We start from the raw sequence: 15,705 nt of genomic DNA, 5'->3' as shown, positions 1-15,705 counted from the left end.
ATATTGTTATTCTATGTCTGTTATCGCGTNTCCCTTTCGCTATGGTTGTTTGACGGTNCTGCCCCTCATCCGCAGTCCAGCTTTCCGANGGCAAGCGCTTGATCCCCCGCGACATGCGTGACCTCGCACCCGCTGACCTGCGCCATCGCCCGCGCCGCACGGTCGCGGATTGGGCCGAAACGGGGGGCGTATTCCATATTGGTGCGTATCGCTTCAGCCTGATTGCCGTTAACGCGGACGTCAAAGTCAGAACCGTCCACCGTTATGGCGGTGGCAGGCAGGCCACTGAAATGCGCGCTCGGCATGTTGCAGCCCGTGACAAACACCATCACCAAGGCGCACAGCAAGACGGTAAGGAATCGCGTATCTCTCATCATGAGCCCATCTAACGCGCGGCACCNTAAGCGAGTGTTAATGCGGNCCAANATTNNGCANAAAACANTCGCGTTGCCGCCCCGCCCCTCCGGTCATATAATTTGACCAATCCAAGGAAACGCCAATGCCCTTTCAGCCTATCGCCTCCGAAAAACTGTCAGCCGCTGTCGTACGGCAGGTCGAACAGTTAATCCTGCGTGGCATTCTNCGGCCNGGCGAACGGCTACCCGCAGAGCGTGAGTTGGCAGAGCGTCTGGCCGTTTCGCGCCCCTCGCTCCGGGATGCTATTGCCCAGCTTCAGGCCAGCGGATTGCTGACCGCAAAGCCCGGCGCCGGGGTCTATGTCGCCGATGTGCTCGGCAGCGCGTTCTCCCCTGCCCTGACAGAGCTTTTTGCACGCCACGACGAAGCNGTGTTCGACTATCTTTCGTTCCGCCGCGACATGGAAGGGCTGGCAGCCGAACGGGCCGCGCGGCTTGGTTCTGACACCGACCTTGGGGTCATTCAGGCGGTTTTCGACAAGATGGAAGCCGCACACCAGAAGCGTAACGCAGATGACGAAGCGCAACTTGACGCGCAGTTTCACANGGCGATCACAGNGGNGAGCCATAACGTCGTCATGCTGCATATGATGCGGTCGATGTATGATCTGCTGCGTGGCGGCGTGTTCTACAATCGCGAAGTCATGTTCAAACAGCGCACAACGCGCACCGCCCTGCTGGATCAACACCGCGCCATCAACGACGCATTACAGGCACGTGATCCCGCCGCGGCACAAGCCGCGGTAGAGGCGCATCTGACCTATGTCGAGAACGCCCTGCGCGATCATCAAAAGGCCGAGCGTAATGAAGATGTCGCGCGACAACGTCTTCAACACGAGACAAACACCTAGCCCAGCATAAAAAGGCCCCGGTCAATACCGAGGCCTTTTAAAGTCAGTTCGTTAAAACTTAATGAAGCTTTGTGTCGACTTCTGCAATTGCACTGTCGATCAACGCATTGCCTTCCGCGGCTGTCATCTTCTTGGCGATAACATCCTTGGCAGCGGCAATGGCCACAACAACAGCTTGATCGCGAACTTCTTTAACGGCAGCAGCCTGAGCGGAGTCGATCTGCTCTTCAGCGGCGGCCATACGGCGCGCGATGGATTTCTCCAGGTCGGCACGTGCCTGATCCGCGGCTTCGTTCGCTTCGGCCTTGGCCGATGTCACGATACGGTCCGCTTGCTCTTTCACTTCCTGCTGCTTGCGTTCGTAGCTGGCAAGAAGCGTCTGCGCTTCTTCACGCAGCGCACGGGCTTCGTCCAGTTCGGACTTGATGCCTTCGGCGCGGCTGTCGAGCATGCTGCCCATCATCTTTGGCACTTTGAAATAGATCAAAACACCGACGAAAAGCAGGAAAGCCAGCAGGACGATAAAGTCCGTATTGCGCAGCGAAAAGAACACCTCACCAGCTGCAAAAGCAGGGGAGGCGACCAGACCGGCGATGAGGGCTGAGAAGGTCAAACGCATGGCTTATCCTTTCATCCGGGCATCGACGGCCGCGGAAATTGTTTTCGCGTCAGCAGAGCCACCGACGGCGGCGACGATTGCCTCGGCTGTGTCTTTGGCGACAGCTTCAACGTTCTCCATCGCGGAGGCGCGGATTTCGCTGATCGCTTTTTCGGACTCGGCAGATTTGGCGGCGATCTCGGCGTCTGCCTTGGCAATCGCCTTGTCCAGATCGGCCTGAATATCGGCTTTCGCGGCGGCGATGATCTGCTGTGCTTCTGCACGGGCGTCGATCAAGGCTTTNTCGTAAGCGGCCTCTGCTTCCGTCGCTTTGACCTTCAGGTCTTCGGCGGCGGCGATATCATTGGTGATGGTGCCCTGGCGCTCCGCCAGAACAGCGCCGATGCGTGGCAGGGCAACGCGCGACAGAATAAAGTAAATTGCGACCAGAGCGACGATAAGCCAGAAAATCTGGTTGCCGAACCAATCAATGCAAAGCTGTGGCATACCAATGGCGCTGCCAAATTCGTTGACGCATGTGCCAGCGATTTCCGTAATAATCGGTTCCGTCGCCATAGCGGGCTCCTGTCAAAGCGTGGAAGTCTTTCGGGCAGCGCGCCATAGCGCACTGCCCGAAGCGTAAGGACGTAGGTGTCTTAAGCTTAGACAGCGAACATCAGCAGCAGAGCGACGAGGAACGAGAAGATCCCCAGGGCTTCTGCAAAGGCGATGCCGATGAACAGAGTTGCTGTTTGACCAGCAGCAGCAGATGGGTTGCGCAGTGCGCCAGCCAGGTAGTTGCCTGCAACGTTGCCCACACCGATGGCTGCGCCACCCATGCCGAATGCTGTCAGACCTGCGCCAATGAATTGGCCCATTTGTGCGAGTTCGCCTTCCATGTCATTTCTCCTTACAATGGAATTTTGGTGATTGGTCAGGCGGGAATATCCCGCCTTGGTGTTAGTGGTGCGGGTGCAATGCGTCTTTCAGATAAACGCATGTGAGGATCGCGAAAACATATGCCTGGATGAAGGAAACCAACACCTCGAGACCATACATCGCCGTGATCGCAAGAACCGAGAAGGGGGCGATGGCAGCAAGTGCCGCGAAGCCCGCGAAAACCTTGATCACGGCGTGACCCGCCATCATGTTACCCGCAAGACGGATAGAGTGGCTGACCGGACGTACAAAGTACGAGATCAGCTCGATCACGGCCAGAACCGGACGCAGTGCCAGGGGCGCGCTGCTGACCCAGAACAGGCTCAGGAACGATGCGCCGTTCTTGACGAANCCCAGAATAGTCACACCGAAGAACACGGCAAANGCCATCACGGCGGTGACCGANATATGCGATGTCGGGGTAAACGCCATCGGCAGCAGGCCCAGNAAGTTCGAGAAGACGATAAACATGAACAGGGTCATGATGTAGGGGAAGTATTTCACCCCTTCTTTACCGCAGATATCCTCGACCATCTTGTAGATGAAGCCATAGGCCAGNTCAGCGACCGACTGCATGCGCGACGGGATAACCGACCGTTTGGAGGTGCCCAGAACCAGCAGCGCAAAGATCGCCAGAACGGCAACGGCCATCCAGACTGTTGCGTTGGTGATCGTGTACCAGGATACAGCGCCGTCGCCAAAGAATGGCTTGACGATGAACTGATCCATCGGGTGAAAAGCCAAACCGCCTGTTTCTTCGCCGTGTGCTTCTGCCGCCATGTCAGGGCCCTTTTTCTTCATCGGCCACATCGGCCATCTTCTTTTCCTGGATTTCCTGCGCGGAGCGGAGCATCGTCTTCACCCCTGCCGCAAGGCCCAGCATTACAAACAGCACCATGAAAATCGGGAGCGTTCCTAAGAACCAATCCAACGAGTATCCGATGCCAAAACCGATCCCCAGACCGGCGCAAAGTTCGATCACCATCCGCCAGGCCAGCGATGCCTGGGAATAATGTTCATCCGCCCGGGGTTTTGGAGCCTGCGCCCGTTTGGCTGCTTCGATCTTTGCCTCAAGCTGCTTTAGCCGCTGCTGTTGGTCCGGATCGGTCACGCCAAAATCCCTGTTGGATGTGTTGCGCAGTAGCTACTTTCACACCGCTTNAGAGTCAACTCTGTTAGCCGANCACCCAAGNNACTGTAATCAAAAGNTTTTACGCTGANCCGCNGTTCNTATTCAGGTGCAAACTNNCCGCACNCCTTGCAAATTCNCGCGNCAATCATATTCAACCTTTTGGTTAAGCGTGGTTTCCGCTACCTCATAAGAACCGCCCCNNCCCGCGCATCAAGGACATCCAGACAGCCGTGCCCCAACCGCCCGCCACACAGCTCGACGCGATTTTTGCCGCGCTCGCCGATCCGACGCGGCGCGCCATTCTGGCGATGCTTCTTGAGGATGATATGGCCGTCACAGACGTCGCCGACCCCTTCGGCATTTCGCTCGCTGCGATATCGAAACATCTGTCGGTGCTGGAACGTGCAGGTCTGATCGTGCAGGAAAAGCGCGGGCGGCTCAAATGGTGCAAGCTNGAGCCNGCNGCNCTNAAGGCCCCGTCCGTGTGGATGCAGGGCTTNGGTCAATATGACCCGATCAATCTTGATGATTTTGAAAGGTTTCTGGCCGCCGAAATACGCGANACGTCAGGGGATGCGGATGCGGCGCAGAATGATCCGGGGACGTNNGAAGAGTAGATAAATATTGGCCCTCCTGCGACGAGGTTTTACACAGAAGGGCCAAACTTGATGTTATTAAATGACGCCGAACGCAAAGCGCAGGATCGCCAGAACAACAACAATCAAACCGATCAGATAAATAATGCTACGCATTAGAATAGTCCCTTTATAAACTTTATGTNATCTTAACGCTGGATATGTCNGATCGGTTCCCGCCCTTTTGATCAAACCGCTTTGGTATCGTCCCGCAACAGCAGATACAGCGCNACAATCGTCAGCCCNACGCCCCCGAAAACAAGCGGGCCGGGTGCGCCATTGCCCAATGCGACTTCCCACAGAATAACCCAGCTGGGCGTNAGATANGTATAGGCCATCACCTTGGCCGACGGCAGCCGCAGGGANGCNAATTGCAGCAACACAAAAGTCGCGGCAGACGCAGCGATCGCGACGTAGAGGATGGTGATCCANACAATCGCGGGCAGCGCGGTCCANTCCGTCCCCAGTACATCGCGCCAGCCATAGATAAACAGCAACACACCACCGGCGATCAGCGTGCCCAAGGTGAACACCACCGCCGGCTCTCCGCGGTTCAGCTTGCGCACCATCGGCGTATAAAGCGCATGGCTTACGCAGCCGACGAAATACACCGCTTCGCCATACCCGAGCTCGAACCGCCGCAGCGCGGCCAGATCCGCGCGAAAAATTACCCAAAGCGCGCCGACCGCACCGATGGCCAGCGCCAGCGCCATCCGCCCTGTGGTCACCTGCCGCAACAAGAGCCACCCAAACCCCGCTGCAATCACCGGCGTCAGCGTAAACACCGCCGCCGCACTGACGGGACGCGCGGTCTTCAACCCTTCAAACATCAGCACGAAATAGACCGCGAAAAGCCCCCCAAGCACCAGATAGCGCCAAGGCGCGCGCGTGGCCCCTGTCGGCACACCCGTCGTCGCAGCGACCGCCACGGCAATCACCATGCCCGCGATCACGAACCGCGCCGCATTCAACGCCGTGGGCGAGATCAGATTGGCCGACAGCGACCCAAGCGAAAACGACCCCGCCACCAGCGCCGAAAATGCCAGCATCGCCAGATGCCCCTGCAGATCAGANCGCATCACAGCCCCGTNTTNACGGCTTTTTTCAGGTACGACAGCAAGGCCTGCACNTTGGGCGTGCGGTGCAGATCAACATGGGTGACCAGCCACAGCATCGAATCCCATTCCGGCAGATGCGGGTGCACCTCGACCAGATCGGGGTTGGCGCGCCCCTCGATCAGATCGACAAACCCGATCCCCGCCGCNTCCAGCACCGCAACGCGGAGCGCGTCTGCATGGAGACCGCGGAAGGAGATCGCATGNGCNGGCACCACCTCNCGCATCCATTTGAAGAAGGGNGCACGCATCTGCGCGTCATCATGGCCGACAAACCGATGGTTGCCATACTCCTCGACCCCCGACGGCATCCCGAAGGCCGCGATATAGTCCTTATGCGCGAACAGCCCCATCTGGAACTGATAGAAAGGCTGCACNACNTTGTCCGGCTGCTCGGGCACCTGCCCCGCGCGGATCGCGATATGCGCCTCGCCATACTCCAGCCGGAACAATCNCTCCCCGGTCAGAAAGCGCAGGGTCACATCNGGGTTTTCCCTCTGGAACGCGACCAACAANGGNGTCATCCAGCTTGAAAGCTCCATCAGAGAGGTCACGACCAGCTCGCCCGACACCGCTTCGCCGCGCCCCTTGATGCGACTGGCAAGCTGGCTGAACTGGTCATCCGTGGCAGAGGCCACACGCAGCAGATCCTCGCCNGCCTCCGTCGTCTTGTAGCCGCGCGCNTGCCGTTGGAATAGCTTTACCGACAACCGTCGTTCCAGCGCATCCACATGGCGGATCACCGTCGCATGATGGACNCCCAGAACCTCGGCCGCGCCACTGACNGTGCCCATGCGCGCCACCTGATAGGCCGTCTTGATTTCTTCCCAATTGTCCATTCTCGGCCCCTCGCCTTCCACTGTGCATTATCGAACACATCACCTGCAGTTTCGCCAGTTGCGTTCNNANGNGCAAGGNTCATGTANAGGNAAGAAAGTTAACACNAAAGGATATCCTCCCATGTCTATCTTGCGTATCGATTCCTCTGCNAACACCACCAGCTCTGTGACCCGCGGCCTCACCGACCGGATCATCNCNCAACTGGGCGNCNNTGATGTAACCGTNCGNGANCTNGCNNNNGAACCCCTGCCCCAGATCACNGANACATGGGCCATCGCCCGCGCCACCCCCGAGACAGACCGCACNCCCGANCAAAGCGAAGCGCTGGTNGAATCCGACAAGCTCGTCGCAGAGCTTCTGGCCGCCGACACAATNGTCATCGGCGCGCCCATCTATAACTTCAGCGTGCCCGCGTCGCTGAAGGCGTGGATCGATCTGGTCGCCCGTGTCGGCGTTACCTTCCGCTATACCGAAAACGGCCCCGAAGGTCTGGTCAAAGGCAAGCGCGTGATCGTGGCGATGGCCTCCGGTGGCGTGCCCGCNGGGTCCGAGGCGGANTTCAACACCGGCTANCTCAAGGCNGTTCTGGGCTTCATGGGNATGACCGACGTGACCATCGTGGCCGCCGACGCGCTGGCAACAGATGCCGAAGGCACCATCGCCCGCGCGAACGAAGCTGTGGATGCGCTCAAGGCAGCATAATCCTCGGGCGGCGCGGCGGGTTGACTCAGACCCGCCGCTCGCCTAAACGATCCGCAATCTCCGGAAGCACCATGTCTTCCGGTCTCTGGCGCGGCCAGAGATCGCCCCCCACCAGCGTGTTACGCCCGTGGGGGCATTTGCGTATTCAACGCGGGCATCCTATCTGAGGGGCACCGCAACCGATNGAAGGGGGCCATGGCCCATGTTTGAGAATCTTTCCGAACGCCTCTCCGGCGTCTTTGACCGTCTCACCAAACAGGGTGCCCTCTCGGAAGAGGATGTGAAAACCGCCCTGCGCGAAGTCCGCGTCGCCCTCCTCGAGGCCGANGTTTCCCTGCCCGTCGCGCGTGATTTCGTCAAAGCGGTGCAGGACAAGGCCACCGGTCAGGCCGTCACCAAATCGATCACCCCCGGCCAGCAGGTCGTCAAGATCGTCCACGACGCGCTGATCGACACGCTGAAAGGCGAAGGCGAACCCGGCGCGCTGAAAATNGACAGCCCCCCCGCCCCGATCNTGATGGTCGGTCTGCAAGGCTCCGGTAAAACCACGACCACGGCCAAGCTCGCCAAACGTCTGAAAGACCGCGACGGCAAGCGCGTGCTGATGGCCTCGCTCGACGTGAACCGCCCTGCGGCGATGGAACAGCTGGCGATCCTCGGNGTGCAGATCGGCGTCGATACGCTGCCCATCGTCAAAGGCGAAAACCCCGTCCAGATTGCCAAACGCGCAAAGACGCAGGCATCGATGGGNGGCTACGACGTCTATATGCTCGACACCGCGGGCCGCCTCTCCATCGACGAAGAGCTGATGCGCCAGGTCGAAGCGGTGCGCGATGTCGCCAACCCCCGTGAAACCCTGCTGGTCGTCGATGGTCTCACCGGCCAGGACGCCGTGCAAACCGCGGAAAATTTCAACGACCGCATTGGCATCTCCGGCGTCGTGCTGACCCGTATGGACGGCGACGGCCGCGGCGGTGCTGCGCTGTCGATGCGCGCCGTCACCGGCAAACCCATCAAATTCGTCGGCTTGGGCGAAAAGATGGATGCGCTGGAAACCTTCGAACCCGAACGCATCGCGGGCCGTATCCTTGGCATGGGCGATATCGTCGCCCTGGTCGAGAAAGCGCAAGAAACCATCGAGGCTGAACAAGCCGAAAAGATGATGAAGCGCATGGCCAAAGGTCAGTTCAACATGAACGACCTGAAAATGCAGCTTGAACAGATGCTCAAGATGGGCGGGATGCAAGGCATGATGGGCATGATGCCCGGCATGGGCAAAATGGCGAAACAGGTCGAAGACGCAGGTTTTGATGACAAGATCCTCAAACGCCAGATCGCCCTGATCCAATCCATGACCAAGAAAGAGCGCGCCAACCCCGCGCTGCTTCAAGCCAGCCGCAAAAAGCGCATCGCCAAAGGCGCAGGCATGGAAGTGTCCGAACTCAACAAGCTCATGAAAATGCACCGCCAGATGGGCGATATGATGAAAAAGATGGGCAAAATGGGCAAGGGCGGCATGCTCAAACAAGCCATGAAGGGCATGATGGGCAAAGGCGGCATGCCCGGCGGCATGGACCCGTCCCAGATGGACCCCAAGGCGCTGGAAGCCGCGGCCAAACAGATGGGCGGCAAACTGCCTGGTGGTCTGGGCGGNATNGGNGGCGGNNNNGGNCTGCCCGGCGGCCTCTCCGGTTTCGGGAAAAAGAAATGATCCGCGCTTCATTTTGCCAGATAAACTCCCGCCGGAGGCNCCTGCCCGTGCAACGCGCCCTNNCCTTCGCCGTNAAAGGAGCCGNCGCATGACCGATCCNGTCACCCGCGCCGCCGAGGTTCTGAAAGAACACCGCGCCTCCATCGACCGTCTGGACGCGATCCTGGTCTATACTCTGGGCGAGCGGTTCAAACACACGCAGGCTGTGGGGAAACTCAAAGCCGAACACGACCTTCCCCCCTCTGATCCGGACCGCGAAGCGAACCAGATCAAGCGGCTCGAAGATTTGGCGAAAGAGGCTGACCTCGATCCCGAATTCGCCAAGAAGTTTCTGAACTTCATCATCGCTGAAGTCATTCAGCACCACAAACAACACCAATCATAGGTCCGGGCGCGTCCCTGACCCCAGTCTCAACTAAAGGAAACTACCTATGTCCATGAAAATTCGTCTCGCCCGTGGCGGCTCCAAAAAGCGCCCCTTCTACCGCATCGTTGCAGCGGACAGCCGCATGCCACGTGACGGCCGCTTCATNGANAAGCTGGGCACCTACAACCCGCTGCTGGCGAAAGACAGCGAAGAGCGCGTGAAAATGGACGTCGAGCGCGTTCAATACTGGATCAGCCAGGGCGCGCAGCCAACCGACCGTGTTGCACGCATGCTGGAAGCCGCTGGNGTGAAAGAGAAAACCGAGCGGAACAACCCCAAGAAGGGTACCCCCGGCAAGAAAGCNCAAGAGCGCGTTGAAGAGAAAGCAGCCAAGGCCGCCGCTGCTGCCGAAGCCGCTGCTGCACCTGCAGAAGACGCCGCCGAAGAATAATCGGCACATCCCCCGGCGCGGTTCCTGCCGCGCCGGGGATTTCAGGTATATCCGACAGCCCGCATCTTTGCGCGTGCAGCCTGTCCGATGTACGTGGTACACGAAATGACACGTCCCGCCGCAGCGGCCCGCTCTCATCGGTCCCNTGCGCCCCGCCCCTGGACCAGATTGGAAGCTGACAATGTTTCGTCTTTTGCGCCTTCTTCTCATCCTCGGCATCGGTGTCGCCATCGGCATCTGGTTCGAACGCACCCTGATGAAATCGGAATGCCGTGCGGGCGAGGGTCAGTGGACCGGTACAATTTGCTTAAACTCGGAGCTTTTGCAGTGAGCGATAAAATTTCGGTGGGCGCGATCTCTGGCGCATATGGTGTCCGNGGGGAACTGCGGATCAAAAGCTACTGCGCGGTGCCCGAAGATATCGAAAGCTACAGCCCGCTCTCNAGCGAGGATGGCACGCGCAGNTTCAACCTCGCGCTGGTGCGTCCGGTCAANAACGGCTTTGTCGCGCGCATCACCGATGTCACCTCCAAAGAAGAGGCCGACGCCTTGCGCGGCACCGTGCTGTTTGCGCAGCGCGACCAGCTGCCGTCGCTGCCCGACGATGAATTCTACCACACCGACCTGATCGGGCTAGAGGTCTATGACACCGGCGGCACGCTGATCGGCAAGGTCAAGACCGTCCAGAACCACGGCGCTGACGATCTGCTGGAAACGCAGCTTGCGGGCAGCGCGCAGACCGTGTTCCTGCCCTTCACCAAGGCGGCGGTGCCCACGGTCGATCTGGCCACGGGCCGCATCATCGCCGACCCGCCCGAGGGCATCCTGCCCGATGCAAAAGACGTCTAAGCCCGTACGAAAGGCCCGCATGACACAGGCCGCGATCACATGAGCNCCCCTTCACGCTCCCACGGGCGNCAATCTGTCCGTCCGACGTTCAAGCCGCGCGAGCTGATGCAGGACACNCCCGATTACGCNGGCGTCTGGCGGGCCGAGATCGTGACCCTNTTCCCCGAACTGTTCCCCGGTGTGCTGGGNGCCAGCCTGACGGGCCGCGCCCTGCAAGAAGGCACATGGCAGCTGCGCACCCATGATCTGCGCGGCTACGGCGTAGGCAAACACCGCAATGTTGACGACACCCCCGCGGGCGGCGGCGCAGGTATGGTCATGCGCGCCGATGTCGTCGGCCCCGCGATCGAAGATGCGATGGCCGGTGCCGCCGGACGCTGGCCCATCCTCTATATGTCTCCGCGCGGACGGCGGTTTGACCAGGCGATGGCGCAGGATCTGGCCACCTGCTCCGGCGTGACCATCCTCTGTGGCCGTTTCGAGGGCGTCGACGAGCGTGTGATCGACCATTACGGCATCACCGAAGTCTCCCTTGGCGATTTTGTCATGACCGGCGGAGAGTTGGCTGCGCAAGCCATGATCGACGCCACCGTGCGCCTCTTGCCCGGTGTCTTGGGCAACGCCGACAGCGTGGTCGAGGAAAGCCATTCCTCCGGCCTTCTGGAACACCCGCAATACACCCGCCCCGCCGAATGGAAAGACCGCCCCATTCCGCCGGTTCTCATGTCCGGCAACCATGGCGAAATTGCCAAATGGCGGCAGGCCCAGTCAGAAACCCTGACAGAACAACGACGCCCCGACATGTGGGCGACATATACGTCCAAGAAGTGACCCCCACGGAAGGCAGACCATGACAGACCTGACCCGCACCCTTGATCACGCCCGCATTGATGAGCTGCCGAACCCCTATTTCGGCAAGGTGCGTGACTGCTACGACCTGCCCGACGACCGGCGCATCCTGATTTCTTCTGACCGTATTTCGGCTTTTGACCGTATCCTCACCTCCATTCCGTTCAAGGGTCAGGTGTTGACCCAGACCGCGCGGTTCTGGTTCGACAACACCTCCGACATCTGCCCCAACCACGTGCTCCACTACCCCGACCCCAATGTGGTGATCGGCAAGCATCTGACCATCCTGCCCGTAGAGATCGTCGTGCGCGGCTATCTTGCCGGCTCCACAGGGACATCGGTGCTGACGCTATACAAGAAAGGTGAACGGGAGATGTACGGCCACCGCTTCCCCGATGGCCTGCGCGACAATCAGGCGCTGCCCGCGCCGATCATCACCCCCACCTCCAAGGAATTCGACGGCGGCCACGATGCTCCGCTGACCGCCCAAGAGATCGTGGACCAAGGGCTGTTGACCCAGGCGCAATGGGACCAGATCAGCGACATCGCCCTGAAGCTCTTTGCCCGCGGTCAGGAAATGGCGGCGAAAAACGGGCTGATCCTCGTGGACACAAAATATGAATTCGGCACCGATGCGCAGGGCAATATCTTGCTGGCCGATGAAATCCACACCCCCGACAGCTCGCGGTTCTGGCTCGCCGAAGGCTATGACGCCGCGCTGGAAAACGGCACACGCCCGCCGTCCTTCGACAAGGATGTGATCCGGTCCTGGGTCGATGCCCGCTGCGACCCCTATCACGATGACATCCCCGAAATCCCCGCCGACCTGATCGCCGCCACCTCGCAAGTCTATATCGACGCGTTCGAGGCGATTACCGGCCAACGTTTCGTCCCCGATCTGGAGGGCGACACCGTACTGGACCGCGTGCGGCACAATCTGCGCCCCTATTTCACCGGCTGAAAACATGCGCGTGTACGGGTGATACGCTCTTGATCTGAAGGGGCATCCCGCCTATACGACGCGCAAGTCTGGAATCGCGCACGTGCGGCTCCAGTCTTTTCTGCATCCGCAGATGACAAGCAAAGTTGACCCTACCTTCGATGGGACGCCACGGCGGGCCCGCCAGACAGACCGAAGCTATTGGATCGCACAAAACTTCGTGGACTAACCGCGAGCATTCATAGGAGACGATCAGATGAACCTGATTGCTGAGATCGAGGCGGAACAAATCGCCGAACTGGGGAAAGAAATCCCTGACTTCCGCGCCGGTGACACCATCCGCGTGGGCTTTAAAGTGACCGAAGGTACACGTACCCGCGTTCAGAACTACGAAGGCGTCTGCATTGCACGCAACAACGGCCACGGCATTGCCGGTTCGTTCACCGTGCGCAAGATTTCCTTTGGTGAAGGCGTAGAGCGCGTATTCCCGCTGCACTCCACCAACATCGAAAGCATCACCGTTGTCCGTCGTGGCCGTGTGCGTCGTGCGAAACTGTACTACCTGCGCTCGCGTCGTGGTAAGTCGGCACGTATCGTTGAAAACGTACACTACAAGCCAAAATCTGGCGCGAACGCGTAAGGAGAGCTGTCATGAAAGCCGATACACACCCCGATTACCACACCATCAACGTCAAAATGACAGATGGCACCGTTGTGGAAATGAAATCGACCTACGGCAAAGAAGGCGACCAACTGGCGCTGGATATTGACCCCTCCGTGCACCCTGCATGGAACGGCGGCACATCCCGCCTGATGGACACCGGCGGCCGCGTGTCCAAGTTCAAAAACAAATACGCAGGTCTGGGCTTCTAAACCCTTTCCATTGCGGAATTCAGAAATGGCGTGCCCTCGCGGGCGCGCCATTTTTCGTTTCACGACTGCGACTTAACCCGAGGCGCGACATCGTGTCCTTGCCCAAGGGTCAGGTCACATTTTACGGAACAAAGCGGCGGCTGTTTAGGTTTTAGAAAGCAACTACGGCCCATAGTCCTCTCAGCCCTCCACGAAAGGTTCGCTGATGCCCGCTTTCCCGCTCTCTACCCCACCCCGACCGGCTCGCGGTGCCAACAGCGGCAAGGCCCCGCGCGCGCAGGCTGATCCCGCCCCCCTCCCGGTCGAGGATTTGACCGCAGCCCGCGATCTGGTCGCCCGTGGCAGCTATGCGCAGGCGCTGGTGCTTGCTGGCGCGCTGGAACGTCTGCACGGGCCCCATGATGCGCTGACCCAGATCGCCGCCGATTGCCGCGCCCATCTGGATGCGCCCCAGGATACCGCCGTCGCGATCGACACCGGCGCCATGGGCGCACACACCCCGCCGCTGCGCCGATCGGGCTAGCAGGCACTGCCCCTGCGCGGCGCGTTCCAGCGGGTGAATTTCGCAACAATAACCACAATCTAGAGCCACAAACGCTTTCAAAAGCGCCATCGCTGCCATATGGTTTTTCCCAATGTGACCCCGATAAAAACGGGGAGTGAAAGGGACAAAAGGCAATGGCGCATATCATCGTCGTCGGGAATGAAAAAGGCGGGGCGGGGAAATCCACCGTTTCGATGCATGTGGCGACAGCCCTTGCACGGATGGGGCATAAGACCAGCGTGCTGGATCTGGACCTGCGCCAACGCACCTTCGGGCGCTATGTCGACAACCGTAAATCCTTCCTCGCCAGTGCCGAGCTCGATCTCCCCTCGCCCGAGATGCACGAATTGCCAGAGATCGAAGCAAGCAGCCTGCAGCCCGGCGAAAACATCTACGACCACCGCCTCAGCGCCGCCGTGGCAGAGCTTGAACCGACGTCCGATTTCATCTTGATCGACTGCCCGGGGTCCCACACCCGTCTCAGCCAGGTGGCGCATTCGCTGGCCGACACGCTGATCACGCCGCTGAACGACAGCTTTATCGATTTCGATCTGCTGGCGCGCACCGACGCTATGGGCGACAAGATCACCGGCCCTTCCGTCTATTCCGAAATGGTCTGGAACGCGCGGCAGTTGCGGGCCCAAGCGGGCCTTGCCCCGATCGACTGGATCGTCGTGCGCAACCGCATGGGCGCGCAGCGCATGGTGAACAAGGACAAGATGGAACGCGCCATCGCCAACCTGAGCAAACGCATCGGGTTCCGCATTGCCCCCGGTTTTAACGAACGCGTCATCTTCCGCGAGCTCTTCCCCCGTGGCCTGACCCTGCTCGACCTCAAGGATATCGGCGTCAAGCAGCTGAACATCTCGAATGTCGCGGCGCGGCAAGAGCTACGCGACCTGATGAAAGCGCTGGACCTACCCGGCGTCGATATCAACTTTTGAACCTGCGTGCGGGGGCATGTGCCCCCCGTCGCCCTCTGGCACCCGACAGCTCGCCGTCAGCCCGCGCTGCCCTGTCCCGCCGCCAGCTTCACCAGCAACCGCTTCAGCGTCTCCCGCTCCGCCGCCGTTAAATCCGCCGTCAGACGCGCGTCATAGGCCTTTGCCACCTCGTAAAGATGCTCATAGGCCGCGCGACCCTGTGTCGTCAGGGACAGCATCTCGGTCCGCCGGTCCTGATCCCCGCGCAGCCGCGTCACAAAGCGTCGCTCTGTCAACTTTTGCACCGCACGGCTGATCTTGGTCTTATGCATATTCGCCCGCTGCCCGATATCGCTGGCCGTCATCTCGCCATAAAGCCCCAGATGAAACAGCACCCGCCACTCGGTCCGCAGCATCCCGTAGCGATCTTTATAGGTGCGCTGAAACGCCAGACTGCTCGCTTCCGCTGCCTGGTTTAGAAGGTAAGGCAGGAAATGGGTCAGCTCGAAATTCTGGTCTGGCATCAGGGCAATCGCTTGTTAGTTACACAAAGGACTATTACCAACGAAGCAGATTTTGCAAGGTAGCTTTCCCGCACCCGCTGCGACACGCAAGGAACACCGATGACACTGCTCACCTCTTGGGTTGAAAGCGCGAACAGCGCCGACACCGACTTCCCGCTCAACAACCTGCCTTACGGTGTGTTTTCCACCGACACGCTCGAACCGCGCTGCGGCGTGGCGATCGGGGATATGGTGCTCGACATGGCCGCGGTAGAGGCCGAAGATCTGATCCTGCTCCACTTCGATCCTGTCTTCGATGTGCCCTATTGGAATGACGTCATGGATCTGGGCCCCGACGCATGGGCCACGCTGCGTGCGCGCCTGACCGACCTGCTGGCAACCGGCAGCCCCGACCAGGCCAAGGTCGCCCCGCATCTTGTCCCCATGGCTGACATCCGCCTGCACAT

The 15,705-nt window shown here is 59.9% G+C and carries 22 protein-coding genes and 1 pseudogene; 15 read left to right on the top strand and 8 right to left on the bottom strand.

The genetic code is table 11. From position 1 onward, the window contains the following. Nucleotides 1-499: 499 nt before the first annotated feature. Nucleotides 500-1,267 carry an FCD domain-containing protein gene (locus tag CBB63_RS10790; protein ID WP_286699139.1) on the top strand — a complete coding sequence of 256 codons (768 nt, stop codon included), beginning with the start codon at nucleotides 500-502 and terminating at the stop codon, nucleotides 1,265-1,267. A gap of 58 nt (nucleotides 1,268-1,325) precedes the next feature. Here the strand turns inward: CBB63_RS10790 and CBB63_RS10785 are convergent, their stop codons facing one another. The 5 genes from CBB63_RS10785 to CBB63_RS10765 form a co-directional block, all read right to left on the bottom strand. Beyond that, nucleotides 1,326-1,886, bottom strand: coding sequence for a F0F1 ATP synthase subunit B (locus CBB63_RS10785; RefSeq protein WP_009825351.1), 561 nt, complete (start codon nucleotides 1,884-1,886; stop codon nucleotides 1,326-1,328). Nucleotides 1,887-1,889: 3 nt separating this feature from the next. Next, nucleotides 1,890-2,441, bottom strand: a complete 552-nt coding sequence (locus CBB63_RS10780; protein WP_286699138.1) for a F0F1 ATP synthase subunit B' — start codon at nucleotides 2,439-2,441, stop codon at nucleotides 1,890-1,892. An 86-nt stretch (nucleotides 2,442-2,527) separates the two neighbouring features. Next, on the bottom strand, nucleotides 2,528-2,764 hold the full coding sequence (locus tag CBB63_RS10775; RefSeq protein ID WP_005849971.1) for a F0F1 ATP synthase subunit C: 237 nt from the start codon (nucleotides 2,762-2,764) through the stop codon (nucleotides 2,528-2,530). 61 nt (nucleotides 2,765-2,825) lie between these two features. Continuing rightward, nucleotides 2,826-3,584, bottom strand: a complete 759-nt coding sequence (locus CBB63_RS10770; protein ID WP_286699137.1) for a F0F1 ATP synthase subunit A — start codon at nucleotides 3,582-3,584, stop codon at nucleotides 2,826-2,828. Nucleotide 3,585: 1 nt separating this feature from the next. Beyond that, nucleotides 3,586-3,915, bottom strand: a complete 330-nt coding sequence (locus CBB63_RS10765; RefSeq protein WP_005849975.1) for an AtpZ/AtpI family protein — start codon at nucleotides 3,913-3,915, stop codon at nucleotides 3,586-3,588. Between the two features lie 251 nt (nucleotides 3,916-4,166). Here CBB63_RS10765 and CBB63_RS10760 point away from each other — a divergent pair, with 251 nt between their 5' ends. Next, nucleotides 4,167-4,553: an ArsR/SmtB family transcription factor gene (locus CBB63_RS10760; protein ID WP_286699136.1), complete on the top strand. Its 387-nt coding sequence runs from the start codon at nucleotides 4,167-4,169 to the stop codon at nucleotides 4,551-4,553. 206 nt (nucleotides 4,554-4,759) lie between these two features. Here the strand turns inward: CBB63_RS10760 and CBB63_RS10755 are convergent, their stop codons facing one another. Together CBB63_RS10755 and CBB63_RS10750 are read right to left on the bottom strand one after the other, a co-directional pair. Then, nucleotides 4,760-5,650: a DMT family transporter gene (locus tag CBB63_RS10755; protein ID WP_286699135.1), complete on the bottom strand. Its 891-nt coding sequence runs from the start codon at nucleotides 5,648-5,650 to the stop codon at nucleotides 4,760-4,762. Beyond that, nucleotides 5,650-6,525: a LysR family transcriptional regulator gene (locus CBB63_RS10750; protein WP_286699134.1), complete on the bottom strand. Its 876-nt coding sequence runs from the start codon at nucleotides 6,523-6,525 to the stop codon at nucleotides 5,650-5,652. The genes CBB63_RS10755 and CBB63_RS10750 overlap by 1 nt, the downstream gene beginning before the upstream one ends. Nucleotides 6,526-6,646: 121 nt before the next feature. Between CBB63_RS10750 and CBB63_RS10745 the strand changes: the two genes are divergently transcribed. The 12 genes from CBB63_RS10745 to CBB63_RS10690 all read left to right on the top strand — a co-directional run bounded on the left by CBB63_RS10745 (nucleotide 6,647) and on the right by CBB63_RS10690 (nucleotide 14,756). Next, nucleotides 6,647-7,228 (top strand): FMN-dependent NADH-azoreductase, encoded by a 582-nt coding sequence (locus CBB63_RS10745; RefSeq protein ID WP_286699133.1) that lies wholly within the window; start codon nucleotides 6,647-6,649, stop codon nucleotides 7,226-7,228. Between the two features lie 202 nt (nucleotides 7,229-7,430). Beyond that, nucleotides 7,431-8,939 carry a signal recognition particle protein gene (ffh, locus tag CBB63_RS10740; protein ID WP_286699132.1) on the top strand — a complete coding sequence of 503 codons (1,509 nt, stop codon included), beginning with the start codon at nucleotides 7,431-7,433 and terminating at the stop codon, nucleotides 8,937-8,939. A gap of 88 nt (nucleotides 8,940-9,027) precedes the next feature. Next, a complete protein-coding gene (locus CBB63_RS10735) occupies nucleotides 9,028-9,324 on the top strand; it encodes a chorismate mutase (protein ID WP_005849985.1) in 297 nt (98 codons plus the stop codon). Between the two features lie 46 nt (nucleotides 9,325-9,370). Next, entirely contained in the window at nucleotides 9,371-9,757 is a 387-nt protein-coding gene (gene rpsP / locus CBB63_RS10730) for a 30S ribosomal protein S16 (RefSeq protein ID WP_286699131.1), read from the top strand. A gap of 181 nt (nucleotides 9,758-9,938) precedes the next feature. Beyond that, a complete protein-coding gene (locus tag CBB63_RS10725) occupies nucleotides 9,939-10,088 on the top strand; it encodes a hypothetical protein (RefSeq protein WP_005849987.1) in 150 nt (49 codons plus the stop codon). Next, nucleotides 10,085-10,606 (top strand): ribosome maturation factor RimM, encoded by a 522-nt coding sequence (gene rimM, locus CBB63_RS10720; RefSeq protein ID WP_286699130.1) that lies wholly within the window; start codon nucleotides 10,085-10,087, stop codon nucleotides 10,604-10,606. Before CBB63_RS10725 ends, rimM begins: the two co-directional genes overlap by 4 nt. 39 nt (nucleotides 10,607-10,645) lie before the next feature. Continuing rightward, nucleotides 10,646-11,437: a tRNA (guanosine(37)-N1)-methyltransferase TrmD gene (gene trmD, locus CBB63_RS10715; protein WP_286699129.1), complete on the top strand. Its 792-nt coding sequence runs from the start codon at nucleotides 10,646-10,648 to the stop codon at nucleotides 11,435-11,437. A 19-nt stretch (nucleotides 11,438-11,456) separates the two neighbouring features. Further along, on the top strand, nucleotides 11,457-12,416 hold the full coding sequence (locus CBB63_RS10710; protein WP_286699128.1) for a phosphoribosylaminoimidazolesuccinocarboxamide synthase: 960 nt from the start codon (nucleotides 11,457-11,459) through the stop codon (nucleotides 12,414-12,416). A 235-nt stretch (nucleotides 12,417-12,651) separates the two neighbouring features. Further along, nucleotides 12,652-13,035: a 50S ribosomal protein L19 gene (gene rplS / locus CBB63_RS10705; protein ID WP_009825361.1), complete on the top strand. Its 384-nt coding sequence runs from the start codon at nucleotides 12,652-12,654 to the stop codon at nucleotides 13,033-13,035. Between the two features lie 11 nt (nucleotides 13,036-13,046). Further along, entirely contained in the window at nucleotides 13,047-13,268 is a 222-nt protein-coding gene (gene rpmE, locus CBB63_RS10700; protein ID WP_005849993.1) for a 50S ribosomal protein L31, read from the top strand. A 205-nt stretch (nucleotides 13,269-13,473) separates the two neighbouring features. Continuing rightward, nucleotides 13,474-13,791, top strand: a complete 318-nt coding sequence (locus tag CBB63_RS10695; protein ID WP_286699127.1) for a hypothetical protein — start codon at nucleotides 13,474-13,476, stop codon at nucleotides 13,789-13,791. 155 nt (nucleotides 13,792-13,946) lie between these two features. After that, the gene (locus tag CBB63_RS10690; protein ID WP_005849997.1) at nucleotides 13,947-14,756 is read left to right on the top strand and encodes a division plane positioning ATPase MipZ; all 810 of its coding nucleotides are present in this window, start codon (nucleotides 13,947-13,949) and stop codon (nucleotides 14,754-14,756) included. Between the two features lie 56 nt (nucleotides 14,757-14,812). Here the strand turns inward: CBB63_RS10690 and CBB63_RS10685 are convergent, their stop codons facing one another. Continuing rightward, entirely contained in the window at nucleotides 14,813-15,259 is a 447-nt protein-coding gene (locus CBB63_RS10685; protein ID WP_132998177.1) for a MarR family winged helix-turn-helix transcriptional regulator, read from the bottom strand. A 99-nt stretch (nucleotides 15,260-15,358) separates the two neighbouring features. Here CBB63_RS10685 and CBB63_RS10680 point away from each other — a divergent pair. Beyond that, nucleotides 15,359-15,705, top strand: a pseudogene (locus CBB63_RS10680) (fumarylacetoacetase); the annotation flags it as partial.

The sequence above is a fragment of the Sulfitobacter sp. TMED3 genome, from assembly GCF_002167505.1.
GTDB lineage: Bacteria > Pseudomonadota > Alphaproteobacteria > Rhodobacterales > Rhodobacteraceae > Sulfitobacter > Sulfitobacter pontiacus.
The sequence above is the reverse complement of the archived record's forward strand: the minus strand, read 5'-3'. Positions and strand labels throughout refer to the sequence as shown.

Excerpts from the sequence above, each read along its gene's own strand:
- rplS (WP_009825361.1), top strand. The coding sequence starts at position 12,652 with ATGAACCTGATTGCTGAGATCGAGGCGGAACAAATCGCCGAACTGGGG.
- CBB63_RS10710 (WP_286699128.1), top strand. The coding sequence starts at position 11,457 with ATGACAGACCTGACCCGCACCCTTGATCACGCCCGCATTGATGAGCTG.
- rpmE (WP_005849993.1), top strand. The coding sequence starts at position 13,047 with ATGAAAGCCGATACACACCCCGATTACCACACCATCAACGTCAAAATG.
- CBB63_RS10785 (WP_009825351.1), bottom strand. The coding sequence starts at position 1,886 with ATGCGTTTGACCTTCTCAGCCCTCATCGCCGGTCTGGTCGCCTCCCCT.
- CBB63_RS10685 (WP_132998177.1), bottom strand. The coding sequence starts at position 15,259 with ATGCCAGACCAGAATTTCGAGCTGACCCATTTCCTGCCTTACCTTCTA.
- CBB63_RS10690 (WP_005849997.1), top strand. The coding sequence starts at position 13,947 with ATGGCGCATATCATCGTCGTCGGGAATGAAAAAGGCGGGGCGGGGAAA.
- CBB63_RS10695 (WP_286699127.1), top strand. The coding sequence starts at position 13,474 with ATGCCCGCTTTCCCGCTCTCTACCCCACCCCGACCGGCTCGCGGTGCC.
- CBB63_RS10725 (WP_005849987.1), top strand. The coding sequence starts at position 9,939 with ATGTTTCGTCTTTTGCGCCTTCTTCTCATCCTCGGCATCGGTGTCGCC.
- CBB63_RS10775 (WP_005849971.1), bottom strand. The coding sequence starts at position 2,764 with ATGGAAGGCGAACTCGCACAAATGGGCCAATTCATTGGCGCAGGTCTG.